At 40.9% G+C, this 14,995-nt stretch carries 14 protein-coding genes; 11 read left to right on the forward strand and 3 right to left on the reverse strand.

Features of this window, described 5'->3' with window-relative positions; translation table 11 throughout:
• Positions 1-179: 179 nt before the first annotated feature.
• The 3 genes from DC487_RS07570 to DC487_RS07580 are packed head-to-tail and all read left to right on the forward strand — an operon-like array spanning position 180 to position 2,052.
• A complete protein-coding gene (locus DC487_RS07570; RefSeq protein WP_116775352.1) occupies positions 180-959 on the forward strand; it encodes a TIGR04255 family protein in 780 nt (259 codons plus the stop codon).
• Between the two features lie 5 nt (positions 960-964).
• Positions 965-1,525 (forward strand): hypothetical protein, encoded by a 561-nt coding sequence (locus DC487_RS07575; protein WP_116775353.1) that lies wholly within the window; start codon positions 965-967, stop codon positions 1,523-1,525.
• Positions 1,526-1,530: 5 nt separating this feature from the next.
• Positions 1,531-2,052: a hypothetical protein gene (locus DC487_RS07580; protein ID WP_116775354.1), complete on the forward strand. Its 522-nt coding sequence runs from the start codon at positions 1,531-1,533 to the stop codon at positions 2,050-2,052.
• A gap of 691 nt (positions 2,053-2,743) precedes the next feature.
• Here DC487_RS07580 and DC487_RS07585 read toward each other — a convergent pair.
• Complete coding sequence (locus tag DC487_RS07585) at positions 2,744-3,616, reverse strand: SDR family NAD(P)-dependent oxidoreductase (protein ID WP_116775355.1); 873 nt, start codon at positions 3,614-3,616, stop codon at positions 2,744-2,746.
• A gap of 477 nt (positions 3,617-4,093) precedes the next feature.
• Here DC487_RS07585 and DC487_RS07590 point away from each other — a divergent pair, with 477 nt between their 5' ends.
• From DC487_RS07590 to DC487_RS07620, 7 genes are all read left to right on the forward strand, one after another.
• Complete coding sequence (locus tag DC487_RS07590) at positions 4,094-6,754, forward strand: TonB-dependent receptor plug domain-containing protein (RefSeq protein ID WP_116775356.1); 2,661 nt, start codon at positions 4,094-4,096, stop codon at positions 6,752-6,754.
• Between the two features lie 62 nt (positions 6,755-6,816).
• A complete protein-coding gene (locus DC487_RS07595) occupies positions 6,817-7,587 on the forward strand; it encodes an enoyl-CoA hydratase/isomerase family protein (protein WP_116775357.1) in 771 nt (256 codons plus the stop codon).
• 1 nt (position 7,588) lies between these two features.
• Positions 7,589-8,461, forward strand: coding sequence for an SDR family oxidoreductase (locus tag DC487_RS07600; protein WP_116775358.1), 873 nt, complete (start codon positions 7,589-7,591; stop codon positions 8,459-8,461).
• A gap of 2 nt (positions 8,462-8,463) precedes the next feature.
• Positions 8,464-9,123 carry a hypothetical protein gene (locus DC487_RS07605; RefSeq protein WP_116775359.1) on the forward strand — a complete coding sequence of 220 codons (660 nt, stop codon included), beginning with the start codon at positions 8,464-8,466 and terminating at the stop codon, positions 9,121-9,123.
• A gap of 75 nt (positions 9,124-9,198) precedes the next feature.
• The gene (locus DC487_RS07610) at positions 9,199-10,938 is read left to right on the forward strand and encodes a phospho-sugar mutase (RefSeq protein WP_116775360.1); all 1,740 of its coding nucleotides are present in this window, start codon (positions 9,199-9,201) and stop codon (positions 10,936-10,938) included.
• A gap of 27 nt (positions 10,939-10,965) precedes the next feature.
• Positions 10,966-11,511, forward strand: coding sequence for an NUDIX hydrolase (locus tag DC487_RS07615; protein WP_116775361.1), 546 nt, complete (start codon positions 10,966-10,968; stop codon positions 11,509-11,511).
• Positions 11,512-11,572: 61 nt separating this feature from the next.
• Positions 11,573-12,892, forward strand: a complete 1,320-nt coding sequence (locus DC487_RS07620) for a nicotinamide mononucleotide adenylyltransferase (RefSeq protein ID WP_116775362.1) — start codon at positions 11,573-11,575, stop codon at positions 12,890-12,892.
• 2 nt (positions 12,893-12,894) lie between these two features.
• Here DC487_RS07620 and DC487_RS07625 read toward each other — a convergent pair whose 3' ends face one another.
• Together DC487_RS07625 and surE are read right to left on the reverse strand one after the other, a co-directional pair.
• The gene (locus DC487_RS07625; protein ID WP_116775363.1) at positions 12,895-13,161 is read right to left on the reverse strand and encodes a hypothetical protein; all 267 of its coding nucleotides are present in this window, start codon (positions 13,159-13,161) and stop codon (positions 12,895-12,897) included.
• Between the two features lie 2 nt (positions 13,162-13,163).
• A complete protein-coding gene (gene surE / locus DC487_RS07630) occupies positions 13,164-13,946 on the reverse strand; it encodes a 5'/3'-nucleotidase SurE (protein ID WP_116775364.1) in 783 nt (260 codons plus the stop codon).
• Between the two features lie 86 nt (positions 13,947-14,032).
• Here surE and DC487_RS07635 point away from each other — a divergent pair, with 86 nt between their 5' ends.
• The gene (locus DC487_RS07635) at positions 14,033-14,860 is read left to right on the forward strand and encodes an N-acetylmuramoyl-L-alanine amidase (protein ID WP_116775365.1); all 828 of its coding nucleotides are present in this window, start codon (positions 14,033-14,035) and stop codon (positions 14,858-14,860) included.
• Positions 14,861-14,995: the final 135 nt, after the last annotated feature.

The raw sequence follows: 14,995 nt of genomic DNA on the forward strand, positions 1-14,995 counted from the left end.
GACTTTTATCAAAAATTATTTCACAAAAAATAGTCATTAATTTATAACCATGCTCCTATTTAATTGTTATACACATCAATTCCTTCTAATTTTTGTACATACCGATTCTTGGAATGAAAAATGCTTATCAGTAATTAATTAATTATATATTTGCAAAATATTTCATTATATTTATAGATATGTCGCTAAGACCTGTAAAAGATAAACATTCAATTAGCAGATCAGTTGTTAATCTATTTCTGGCGCAAAATTTTCCAGAATCTGAGATAATACTTCGTAAGATAATAGCGTCTGATAAATTTGCCACATATTCACGAAAAGGGACTATATCAGAAAAATTAATTCAATTTGGAGATAGAAATATAAGTGTTAGTGACAATAAAAATAGTGGGTTCGTTCTAGAAAGATTCGAAAATGGCTCAAGTTCAGATATTCTCAAAATGGAAAACACTCCTAATGGGAAGTCTATACTCAGCATCGAGACAAGAAATTATACTCGATGGCAGCATTTTGTGGAGAAGATAACTCAAGACCTATCGGATCTTTCAGCTTTTAAAAACTTTTATGTCGAAGCAATTGGCTTAACATACGTTGATGAATTTATTTGGGAATCTAGTGGTGAAATGGCAATTGAAGAAATTTTCAACACTAATTCACAGATGCTTAATGAAAAGTTCTTAAAATCTAAAACAAGCTCAATAGTTTCGACATTTGTGGACACTCAAGTAAGCGGCTATGGACTATCGGAAGAAAAGTCAGAAATATCTTTCAATGAACATTTGAAAAGAGTCATTATTTCGCATACATACATTTTGCAATTTCAAAAGCTTAAAGAGTTAGACGGTGAATCTTATAACTCATTTATTTCTGAATTTGACAGTATACACAGCAAGAACAAAGAGTTTTTACAAGATATTCTTTCGGAAAATACACAGGGATTGATAAATCTTAATATTTAATTGATATGTTAGGCTTAGCAGTAATTACAGTTGTTTCTTTACCACTATTGTATTCATCGCAAAGAAAAGATAATTATCATGATGATGTTCAGTACGATTACTACACCAAATCATCAAACTTCGACTTATCGTACGAAAGTAAAATTGTTGATCTTGAATCTTCATGTATCCCGGAAACAACTTTTGAGGAAAAATCTTTTAGACACAGCCTACTAAAGTCAATACCTTCTTTTATAGACTTCAAGGAACTATCTATGGAGGTTTCCAAAAACTTATATTCGATTTTAAATGAACTGCCGGAAGAAATTGTCAATATGATAGATGTTGATGAAATATACACATCGGATATTGGTACAATCATTATGGATATTCGCATGGAAAATGCGCTTTTTTCTATAGAAATTGGTAAATCGAAAATAGGTTACTTCGCAGAAGTGAACGACATATTTATCTACCAAAATGATGGTATTGAATTCAATTCCCTAGCGATTACAAATTTAGGTGGATTGTTTAAGGATTTATTAGATCTTTATGATAAACAAATTGTTAACGCGCATACCGTTTAATAGTTGTGATAGAGATTCCAGAAAAAATTGATCCGTCAGAAAAGATAGTAAGATTTCTTTTTTCTAAGCATTTGAAAAAATCCAAAAATTTGGATAAGTTTCGATCTACTCTCGATTCAGGTTTAATTAATTCTGATTATGTCTTCTACGATACTCGTGGTGAAGTCTCTATGCAACGGAAAGACTACGTATCAGATGAGAGATGCTTACAGATCGGAAATTCAATTCCGTTAGAATTGGTTGGTTATGTATCATTTCCTCTAGATTTGTATGACAATACAATAATTCTACATAAACAAGAGCCGGGAAGGGAAGAATTTGAGGCAACTTTATTGTGGTCACCCCTGGATTCTGAGAATGTTGAGAGATTGGATAGACCTGTCTGTTCAGATGATGCTGGACTTCCAGCCCATTGCGGGATTACATATGTGAATCCATCTGAATTAATCAATGAAGAGCCTAATACAGCTATACGAATGTTTTCGCGTAGGTTTTTTAAAAGATGTGCATTAGAATTAGTGGGTTAAATTTTACAGGTCTAATGACTAACTTCTTTTAAACTCTTGTGGAATCTCGGGAGCCTTGTCTGCCATTATAAACTATTGTAAAATACAAATTTTGTAAACACATGTCACATAACCTTATCAAAAGATATGATTTGGTCAATCCACAAGAAACATGTGTCAGCAGCTTGCCATATCGGCTCCAATGTTTAACAATTATTGGAAGTAGCACGAAAACATCAAAATTCTTTATCTTTAAAAGAAAATACCCGGGTAAGACGAATGTAAGAATATATTGAAAACTTTCCGATCTATGCCTTGATCATTAAATTTTAAATGATATCAAAAATGAATAAAGCTTTGTGAATTAGTGATCTGAAGTTAAAACTAAATTATAACATATTAACCTATAGAATCCATGTTTCACTTTCTTAATTGATAAATGAGATCACTATGTTACAGAACATGGATGTTTGCTTTTTGGAGTACTTAATAGTAATTGATGTGCAATAAACAAAGCTCAAAGCAAACAGCCAACTTTTATGTAAAAAACAATATTACTGTATATTTCTAGTAGATTAATACAACTTATTGGTTCTCAATACACAATTATATTCATCTAGCAAATATAGCCATCTAACAGCTAGTATTTAAATGGTTTTTTACCAGAATAGTTTTAATGCAATACTGTTTCCATTGCATTAAAACTATACCATTAGTCAATACGGATTCCCGTTATTTCTTCACAATATTTCCAAATAGCTTTTCTATTTTCATCTGAAAAATTTTTCTGGTTTACTTTTGCCGGTTTACTATTGGAAAAATAAAGCCCCGTCTTTCCTTTAACATCTGGCGAGCTCGCTAAATAGATTGCCGATTCGGCTCCCTGTTCAGATGTTTTCGTAATAAGCTTCATCAGGGGGTACAGAATTGCTCTGCCCAAAAAACCTTTATCGAAGGCAAAGTCTCTCATTTTGTCATTCATTACAAAGCCGGGATGCAACGTATTAACTGTAATATTCGACCCTCTTTCTTTTAATTTTTTGACTAACTGTTCAGCCATTAACATGAGAAATAATTTGGAATTTCCATAAGCGCTATTCGATGTATAATTCTCTTTTAATTCTACATCATCAAAATCAGGCTTAGCCATTAAGCTATATGCCACAGAAGCCGTCATTACAATTCGAGCTTCATTACTCTTTGACAAAGATTCCAATAATAGAATATTCAAAAGATAAGGGGCTACAAGGTTTAGGGCGATTGTTTTTTCAATCCCATCCACAGTTACTTCTCTCGATTTGCCGAAATTAGCACCGGCGACTTGGAGTAAGACATCCAAATGATCATGCTTAGCTTTGAAATCATCCACAAGCTGATGAATACTCTTCAGATCCATAAGATCTCCTAAAATATAGTCTATTCTATCATTGGCGCTCTTTGCAATTATCTCATCTCTCACTTTCATTCCGTCTTCCTCCTTACGAGCTACGAAAACAATAGTATAGCCTTGTTTGGCTAGCTCTAACAGTGCAGCCTTTCCTAAACCGCGAGTTGCTCCTGTGATTAAAAGTATTTGAGAATCCATGTATAGTGTTTTAATAAGATTTATTTTTAGATAAGAACTAAATAATTCAACACGACAACAAGAAAAATCATGCCGAATTTGTTAAAAAAATAAATCTAGTAAATAAAAAATATAATACAAGTCGTTTCACAGCGGCTTTGAGGCGTTTCAACTACAAATCAATAAAACTCCTTCAAAAAAGTTTATTTGTATTAAACTTGTTTTTCGTTTACAATTCGATCAAGTACTAAATCGGCATTTCAGACCAACATAGTCCGATTCTAGAAAAAACACGTGCGAATCGGAAAATATGAAACTTCAGCAAGTAACCCAAACGTAGACTTCTTTCTACGCGACGTGCTGCCAGATGCGCTCATACAACAAAGATTTGCAACTAGAGGCCAAAGCGACGTACGATTAATGAATTAGCTTACAGAATTTTAACATTGCCCAACCAGCAGAATTTTCGTAAATTGCTGTTTCGACAACCCAGTTATTATGCTCAAGAAAATATGTTTATTTCTCTCACTCTTAAGCTTTACCGTAGCCAATGCACAGCGTATAGAAGATCGCATCAGCGCTTCGCGCGACCACTATGCACATAATCAACAAGAAAAAATATATATCCATACGGATCGCCATCATTATACCGCCGGAGAAACCATATGGTATAAAACCTACAATACGCTTGGTATCACCAATATGCTTTCGGCATTAAGTGGCATCAATTATATAGAACTGATAGATCCCAAAAATCATATTGTGGCCGATCAACGCATTCAATTGAGCCTAGGATTGGGTTCCGGCAGCTTGACCTTAGCTGACACCTTAGTGGAGGGAAGTTATCGCTTACGTGCATACACCAATTGGATGCGCAACTTTCCGACGGATTACTTCTTCGAAAAATCACTTACTATTACCAACGGTAGAACGGATAATACCGTAACGCAGACCTCCCTGCGGTCGGACGGAAAAGATACATTCATCGCCGTAGAACTAAAAACACTGAGCGGAAATCCGCTCCCAAAAACAACGGTACGCTACCAAGTCATGGAAGGAGACAAGATTGCACAAAAAGGTAGTGAGCGCACCGACGAACAAGGACTAATCCTAATTAAAGTCACCGAAAAGAACAGAAATAAGGATATTCAACTCTCCTTTACAAATCTGGATGAGCGCCCCGTATCCAAAGTAATACATACCGCATCTATAAAACCGCAGAGCAGCGTACAGCTACTTCCAGAAGGCGGGAGAATTTTGGCCGGCACATTAAACAATATCGGCATCAAGGCGATCCGTTCGGATGGCCTTGGTGTAAAAGCGAAAGTAGAAATCATTGATGCCAAACAGGAGGTTATCGGAACTGGCGAAACCAATCATTTAGGTATGGGAAGCCTTGCTTTCTTGCCTTCTCCAAGTGAAAGCTACACCTTTCGAGCGCTAATCGAGGGAGAAGACATCCAGCAGATCCCAGCACCGCAAGTCGAATCTAGCGGTATGTCGTTTATGGTGAACAACCAGAATCCGACCAAGCTTTTTGCACAGATGAATATCTCCGATGATTTGCTTTCGGGAGATCCTGTTTATTTCGTGCTACATCACCTAGGCAACACCTTTTATGCTTCTCGCCAGAAAATGGATCGACAAAATATTGTATTCAGCGTGGACAAAGAACCGTTGCCTTCTGGCGTTATAACCATTTCGGTATTGGATGCAGCTTTCAAACCTTTGTTTGAACGTCCTATATTTCTGTGGCAGGCGGCCGATTTCATGCCATTAAAGATCCATGCATCGAATAATCAGGTTAGTACGCGTGAAAAAGTCACCATAAATACCGAAGTGGGTCTGCCAGCGGATTCCACTCGTTTGGCGTCTTTATCTGCCTCCGTCGTCAATCTAGCCAAAGTGCAGGACACCACAGACCTGCAAGCCAATATCTACAGCGCCTTGTTACTTGAAGCTGATTTACGGGGTCATATAGAGTCGCCTGGCTATTACTTTTCGTCTGAAAATCGCGCAGAAAAATTGATTGATTTGGATAAGTTGCTACTGACACAAGGTTGGCGAAAATACGACTGGTCTGAAGATCCACAAGCAGTCGATACCGTCAAGGCTTTTGAAGCCGAAGAAGGTTTAACTATTAAAGGATTTACCAAGAAATTAGGGCGAAAAGCTGCTGCCCCACTATCAGAAGTGCAACTGATCTCCACCGAAAATCTCACCGACTACATCGACACGCTCAGCTCTGAGGAAGGTTTTTTTCATTTCAAAGACTTACTTTTCCCAGATAGCGCTAAGTTCCTGATTTCTGCCAAAGATCAAAAAGGGAAAAACAATATCGACATCATATTAGACTTGCCCGAACCGCCAGAAATCCAAGCTGCCGATGGGGGCAAAAACGATTTAAATGGCTTATATCTGGACGAACTATTGGCTTCCAAAAAATTCTTTCGCGAATTGGAAGAAAAAGGGCTGATGCCCAATACCATTGATATTGCCCAAGTCGTGGTCACGCGCAAAGTAGAAAAAGCACCTGAGCACTCGCGCAATCTAAATGGTCCTGGGAATGCTGATCAAGTTATAACGTGGGAAGAATTGCAGAATTTTGCTACGGTAGATATGGCGTTAAACGGTCGACTAGTTGGTGTGCGTTTTCAAGGAGGCATTCCATACAGTACCCGCGGCGGAGGAATAATGCAAATTGTGCTTGATGGCATGTATGTGGAGCCCGAAATGTTATCAAGCATTCCAGTTATGGATATTGCTAGTATAGAGGTTTTACGCAACGTCAACTACACGGCTGTTTACGGTTCTTTCGGTGGTAATGGCGTGATCGTCATCACCACCAAGATTGGGTCTGAAGGAAGGGTCAATTACGTGCCCAAAGGCATTTTGTCATTCACGGCCAAAGGCATTTCGGAAGCAAAAGAATTTTACCAACCAACTTACGAAGTAGCGTCCGATCAAACTTTTGAAAATGATCTTCGCACTACTATTCATTGGGCACCATTTGTGGCAACAGATGAACATGGAAAAGCGAGTTTTGATTTTTACACCAGTGATGAGCCGGGCATATATCGAGTCATTCTTGAGGGCATTGATGTGAGCGGTAGAATTGGACGGAAGGTGTTGGATATCACGGTAGATAAAGAAAATTAAATACTAGCAATCAATCTCATCATTAACTTGTTATTAAAACACACAAACTATTAAGACATAAAATGAGTGAATTTTTAAAAACCCATATAGACGATCACGTACTACACGTGATTCTGCATCGTGGCAAAAGCAATGCGATGCACTTGGAAATGATTCAGGAAATACAAGATGTATTTGCCGATGCAGAAAAAGATCCAGCGATTGAAGGTGTTGTGATCACCGGGCACGAAGGGTTTTTCACCTCAGGGCTTGATCTGATCACGCTTTACGGATACGATGAGCGGCAAATGGAAGTTTTCTGGCATGCATTTATTGAACTTTTGTACACACTCACTGCTTTTCCAAAACCTTACGTAGCTGCCATTTCTGGCCATAGTCCAGCCGGAGGATGTGTTCTAGCCATTGCGGCAGATGCTCGTGTGATGGCCGAAGGCGAATACATTATTGGGTTGAATGAAGTTCCTGTAGGCATCATTGTGCCACATGGAATTTTTGATCTATACAGTTTTTGGATTGGTGAAGCACAAGCGTACCGATTTCTACTAGAAGGCAAACTGCTATCACCACAAGAAGCACTTCAGGTCGGCTTGGTCGATGAGGTGGTAGCGCTCGATAAGATTCAGCGCAGCGCGGTACGCCACATCAAAAAATATACACAGCTGGAAAAAAATGCTTGGCGACGAACCAAGTTAAACCTGCGCACACGTGTGTTACAAAGCATGCAGGCGAACAAAGAGCAGACAATCGTAGAGATGTTGACACAATGGTGGAAACCATCGACTCGCGCCGTGCTAAAAACCATAATTGATAATTTAACCAGTAAAAAAAGATAAAATGAATATACAAGGTGCACTACGTGATGATGCTTTGCAAGGCAAAACCATTGTTGTAACCGGTGGCGGAAGTGGTCTGGGAAAAGCGATGTCAACCTATTTCTCCGAGCTCGGGGCTAATGTGGTAATCTCCAGCAGAAAGCTTCCGGTGCTAGAAGAAGCAGCAAAAGAAATCTCCCAAAAAACAGGTGGCAAAGTATTGCCGGTTGCCTGCGATATCCGCCAAATCGAAGAAGTAGAGAACTTGTGGAAACGAGCCGAGGAAGAATTCGGACAGGTCGATGCGCTGCTGAATAATGCGGCTGGCAATTTCATTTCTCCGACAGAGCGCCTGTCGGCGAATGCATTTTCGACCATTATCGATATTGTGTTAAAAGGTACTACCAATTGCACATTGACCTTTGGCAAGAAATGGATAGAAAAAAAACAAGCCGCTAGCATCCTCAACATCGTGACCACTTACGCATTCACGGGTTCTGGTTATGTCGTTCCTTCGGCAGTGGCCAAAGGTGGCGTATTAGCCTTGACACGATCTCTTGCGGTAGAATGGGGAAAATACGGGATTCGAAATAATGCCATTGCGCCAGGTCCGTTTCCCACGAAGGGCGCTTGGGAACGGCTACTTCCCGGCAATTTAGCAGAGGATTTTAGCTTCGAAAAAAGAGTGCCACTAAAACGTGTTGGTGATCATCAAGAGTTGGCAAACTTGGCCGCGTTTTTGATATCAGATTTCGCGGGTTATATCAATGGTGAAGTCGTGACAATCGACGGAGGCGAGTGGCTGCAAGGAGCAGGACAATTCAACGGATTGGAAGCCATCACCTCGGATATGTGGGACAACATTGAGCAATCCATCCGGAAAAACAACAAGTAACTATGCAAAACAAATTTTTTCTATTCCTGCTTACATTCATGTGGATCTGCGCGTCATGTAACAACACCAAAAAGCAAGAAAGCTCAGAATCCGACATGGATTCTACTGTGGTGACGAATGAAGACCTATCAAATACCAATATCAGCAGCGATCGCCGCTTTGTATCGGATATGGTTACCGCATTTATTAAAGCGTACAATGAACGGGATAACGAAAAAATAAATAGTTATATCCATCCTGAGGCCGGCATCATCTTCATCCATCGTCCTGGTGCGATGGATTGGTTCGAGAAAGTCTCTAAAATAGATTTCGATAGCCCCGTGCCTTCCTACTACCCATATGCCAGCGCAGCCAATGACTATGAAATCACGTACGAAGTGGCGCCCAAATACGATTGCGGGTCAGAGAAATGGAACAAAATGGGTTTGTTTGTAGACCTCACGACGGCCACCAATTTATTAAAACCTATTGCAGCCAATCTTAATGAGTTTGAAGATGTGCAGCTGGATCCAAATTATCTCAAACAGATAGAAACGGCAGAGAAAGATAGTTACCGAGTTGTCCTGACAACACCTACTCCACTAATTTTTCATGTAAAACAGTTTGGTGACAATTGGTATGTCACTATACTTGATCGCGGATATGCAGACTGTGGCGCATAATTGCGATTTCAAATAGCGAATCTCCCATTTAAAAGTTATATTTAATCCATAAATAATCGATAACAAAATTTACATATGTCTATAATTGATCTTGCTACCCAATCCCGGGTAGATCGCTGGTTAACCGAAGAATACGATACTGAAACTGTAGCTGCTGTACAACAATTGATTGATACCAATCAGGAAACAGAATTGGTAGATTCCTTTTACAAAGCACTTGAATTTGGTACTGGCGGTCTTCGCGGCATCATGGGCGTCGGCTCTAACCGGATCAATAAATATACATTGGGTCAGGCGACGCAGGGATTGGCCAATTATCTTAAAAAACAATTTCCAGATCAAGCCCTGAAAGTCGCCGTATCATACGATAGCCGCAACAATTCACAGAAATTGGGGCATTTGGTAGCCGATGTTTTCTCCGCAAATGATATCGAAGTGTATCTTTTTGAAGAATTGCGCCCTACACCAATGTTATCTTTTGCCGTTCGACATTTTGGTTGCCAATCCGGCGTGATGTTGACGGCTTCGCACAATCCAAAAGAATACAATGGCTATAAAGCCTATTGGAACGATGGCGGACAATTAGTCGCTCCTCATGATAAAAATGTAATAGAAGAGGTCAATGCTATTCAGTCGGTTCGCGATATCCAATTCGATCGCAAGGCGGAAAATATTCACCTCGTGAAAGAAGATTTTGATGATATCTATATTCAAGCGAACAAAGCGTTGAGCATCAACCCAGATATCGTTGCCGCACAAAAAGATCTAAAGATCGTCTTCTCTCCTATTCATGGTACCGGTATTACGCTAGTGCCGAAAATCTTAAAAGCTTGGGGTTTTGAAAATGTACATATCGTAGAAGAACAGGCGGAGCCAAATGGCAATTTCCCAACAGTAGTGTATCCAAACCCAGAGGAAGAAGAAGCGATGTCGATAGCTATGAAGCAAGGCAAAGCATTGGACGCCGATATCGTGATGGCGACAGACCCTGATGCGGATCGCGTAGGATTGGCGGTGAAGAACCATGCTGGCGAGATTCAATTGCTGAACGGGAACCAAATTGGTAGCTTATTGACCTACTACGTACTTTCAGCGCGTAAAGAGAAAGGTGAATTGCAAGACAACAATTACGTGGTAAAAACCATTGTAACCACGAATCTGATTTCGGACATCGCATCCAGCTTCTCGGTAAAAACCGAAGAGACCTTAACCGGTTTCAAATTTATTGGCGAGGTAATGACTAAGCTGGATGGACAAGAAAAATACTTGGTCGGTGGTGAAGAAAGCTATGGTTTCTTGGTTGGTGATTTGGTAAGAGATAAGGACGCGATCAACTCCTGTGCGTTTATTGCTGAAATGGCTGCCTATTTCAAGAGCAAAGGAAAATCTTTATTTGATGTCTTGACGGAGCTATATACAACATACGGCTTTTACCAAGAAAAACTGATTTCTTTAACGAAAAAAGGAAAAGCTGGCGCAGAAGAGATCAAACAGATGATGGCAGATTTACGTGCGAACCTACCAACGAGTTTGGGTGGCATTGAAGTTAAGGAAGTGCGGGATTACCAAGCTTCGATAGCTACTTCGCCAGCAGATGGCCGCACGACGGCTATTAACCTTCCTAAGTCGGATGTGTTGCAGTTTATCACGGTTGATGGTGATGTAATCTCAGCGCGTCCTTCGGGCACAGAGCCAAAGATCAAATTCTACTGCTCGGTGAAAACAGCACTGCAATATGCAGCGCAATACGATCAGACGGCCGTGCAACTGGAGGAGAAAGTTACGCGCATCATGGCAGATATCGTCAAAGATTAATACTAACAATCCATCAAAAAAGCACTCATGACGGAACCGTGGAAGATCCTACAATCCGAATACATTATAAAGCGTCCCTGGGCGACCTTACGGGTCGACCAGGTGCAATTGCCCAATGGCCTTGTTAAGGACGAATACTATATTTTAGAATATCCAAAATGGGTAAATATGGTGGGCTTCACCGAAGACAACGAAATTGTCTTTGTTCGGCAGTACCGTCACGGTGCGGAAAAGGTTCTTTTAGAACTTCCTGCCGGCGTGGTCGAGGATGGCGAAGAACCAGAAGTGGCGGCACGGCGCGAAATGATGGAAGAAACAGGATATGCTTTCGACGAGGTGACGGAGATTTGTCAACTCTACGCCAACCCTGCAACAAGCGGTAACCTGACGTATACATACGTGATGAAAGGCGGACGTAAAGTGGCCGAACAGGAGCTGGACGATTCAGAAGACATTGAAGTCGTAATCCTATCGATCGAGGAGGCAAAAAAAATGCTGCTAGAGAATGGCGTTGGACAGGCATTGCACACTTCCGCTTTATTCTATGTATTGCATCACGAAGGCCTATTTTAGATCATATACTATCTGTAGAATTAAATCTATTTAGCGCGTAAGAATTTATAACTTTGCCGCCATGGGTAGAGAAATATACGAAACGAAGCGAAAAGCGCTTAAAATAAACCTGACACCTGAGTTTTATGGTACTTTTGCCGAAATCGGTGCTGGACAAGAAGTAGCCCGTAACTTCTTTGAAGCAGGCGCTGCTTCGGGTACAATCGCAAAAACCATGTCGGCTTACGACATGACCTTCTCCGACGCGATTTACGGCGCCGAAGAATCCGGCAGATATGTAAGTCGTACACGCCTTACCAAAATGATTTGCCGCGAATTTGCTTTGCTAGAAGAGCGTTTACATGGCGACAAGTACGACAAACGTCTTTTCTTTGCATTTGCCAATACCGTCACTACGCTAAATTTTAGTAAGACCAACGATCCTCATGGCTGGATTGGTATTCGTTTTCAGCATGAGGTGGATAGCCCGCCCAATGATGTCATTATACACATCCGTTTGCTAGATAGTGACAATACATTACAGCAAAAAGTATTGGGTATTATTGGCGTAAACTTAGTTTTCGCAGCCTACTATTACCGCGAAGATATACAGACATTGATCGAATCCTTGGTAGATAACCTACCAACCGGTTCGGTGGAAATCGACCTAGTAAAAGTTGCTGGACCTGTATTTGAAAAAGTGAATGAGCGCTTGATCAATCTCTATCTGATTGCCAAAGGGTTCTCTAAGGCGGCGATCTTCCGTGTAGATGGAAAAGCCGCTCAGGTCAAAGACTTTCTATACAAAAAGGATATTATGATCCTGCGGACGAAGTACCGCCAAAAATCTCTTCCCAATTTTGATCTCTTTAATAGTGCCGTAGAGCAATTCAAGAAAAATACGAACGCCACAGACGAGAGTTTGGTCGTCATCATTGAGGTGTTGATGAGTAATGTATTGGACGAAGAGGTGAACTTATCGGACGAGGATTTGGAGTACTTCGCAAAGCGTGCGGAAGAGTTGTGTGCCACGGGAAATACCATCTTGTTGTCCAACTTCACCAGAAGTAATTATTTGGCGGAGTTTTTAAACCAGTTCAAGCCGAAGAACATTGGTATTGCAACCAACATCTCCAACTTAAAGAATATCTTCAACTCTGATAATTACCAGAAAGAAAACTACACCAACGAGTTGCTTTCGTATATCTCGGGTTTATTCAGCAAAAATGTGAAGCTATATGCTTACCCTTATTTGCAAGGAAAGGATCACGCCATTATCACGACCGAAAACATGCCTGTATCAGCCGACGCAAAGCCGCTGTTTGACTTCCTGACGATGAATAAATACATCATCGATGTCGAAGGATTCGATACCAAAGACGTAAAGACGCTAAAGTCTTAATTTTAGATAACAACAGTTTTCGTAATCACCGCCAGCAGCATGCCAAGGAATGTGACCAACACAATGCCTTTTCCAAGCTGCTGACGATCGTTGCGATAGCAATACCATACCGCTATCATATTGCCGGTTAAGGCCAGCACATACAATCCTAGTGGCTTTTGCGGCATGAGCTGCGCAATGATTTCTGTATAGCTCGTAAGGAAATACGCGATTATCGGTAATAGGGCACCTAACATCAGCCCCAAAAGCATACTATTTTTGTGCTGCATGATTAGGATTTTGGAATATCAAAACTCCAAGAATTCAATTCTGGAATCACATGATGTGCCGTCATATCAAACTGTGTTGGTACGACCGATACATAGCCATTATTCAATGCAAAAACGTCGGTATCTTCGCCGCGGTCTTCCAATTGAAATTTGCCCGTCAGCCAAAAATATTCGCGTTGATGTGGGTCTACGCGTTCCTCGAACTCCTCTACCCAACGGCCACCAGCTTGGCGGCAGATTTTGATACCTTTTAGCTTTTCTACATTCGGGAAGTTTACATTGAGCAATGAATGTTTAGGCAAGTCGTTTTTTAATACTTGAGCGGCTATACCGCGCACATACGGACGGCAGTATTCGAAATTCGCGTCGTACGAAAAGTCATCCAATGAAAACCCAATGGATGGAATTCCCTCAATCGCGCCTTCTACCGCAGCCGACATGGTACCAGAGTACAAAACATTGATCGAATTATTCAACCCGTGATTGATACCCGAAACGCACAAATCAGGTTTGCGACCTTTAAATACTTTGTTAACAGCTAATTTGACACAATCCACTGGCGTGCCCGAGCATTTGTACATTTCTACTTTTGGATAAATATCCACCGCATCAAGACGCAATGGTTTTCCAATGGTAATAGCATGTCCCATGCCCGATTGTGGGCCATCTGGCGCCACCACGACGACTTCACCAAGATGTTGCATTTCTTCGAGTAATACCTTGATGCCGGGCGCTGTGATGCCATCATCATTCACCACGAGTATTAGGGGTTTCTTTGTTGCCATGTAGCGAATTTAGCAAGAATAATCGTCGGATTGCCCGATGCTCGGTAAGATTTTTGCAGTAGCTCAACCAATTAAATCCCGATGAGATGAAGAATACAGGTTTGGTATTACTGGCTGCTGCTTTATTGTTGAGCGGTTGCAAAGGAGGAAAATATGCAGCATCCGAAAAAGTATATGAGCAGAAAGCGGCTGCATTTGCCAAGACCATCACGGCACAACCGGCAGAAAATCAATGGGAAAAAGTACCCGTGATCGATAAAGAATGGGTTGCTTCCGTCAATTTTGGTACTCGCAAACCTAACTACGTAATGATTCACCATACGGCACAAAAATCGGTAAACGAAACCATCCGAACATTTCAGCTAGAGCGCACGCAAGTAAGCGCCCATTATGTGGTGGGCAGAAATGGTAAGGTGGTACAAATGGTCAATGATTATTTCCGAGCTCACCATGCTGGAGCTGGTTTGTGGGGCAATGATACCGATTTAAACTCCTCTTCCATCGGTATCGAACTAGACAATAATGGCACAACCGATCCGTGGCCTGAAGCACAAATATCTGCCTTAATTCAGCTATTAACAAAACTCAAAGAAAACTATAAGATTCCGCAGGCGAACTTTATTGGTCACATGGATTTTGCGCCTTCGAGAAAACCTGATCCAGCCAATTTCCCATGGGATCGTTTGGCGCAAGCGGGTTTTGGTTTCTGGTACGATGCCAATTTGCAGCCTGCACCACATGATTTCGATGTGCATGTGGCACTACGCATTATCGGATATGATATCAAAAACCTAGATGCCGCGATCAAAGGGTTTAAACGACATTATATTCCACAAAATGCAAACGACACCACATTCAATGAACAGGAACGCGCGATATTGTATAATATCTATATGAAGTATCTGTATCTGTAAGGTACTTAGCTTACTTTGGGGATTTGCGGCTTTTGCTAAATTTTTATAAAAAATGGAAGCACTATCCATTGTCTAACCAAAATATCGCACATAAACCGAGCCTGTGAGCTCAGCGAAGCTAACTTTTGCGAAGTG

Source organism: Sphingobacterium corticibacter (assembly GCF_003076635.1).
Taxonomy (GTDB): Bacteria; Bacteroidota; Bacteroidia; order Sphingobacteriales; family Sphingobacteriaceae; genus Sphingobacterium; species Sphingobacterium corticibacter.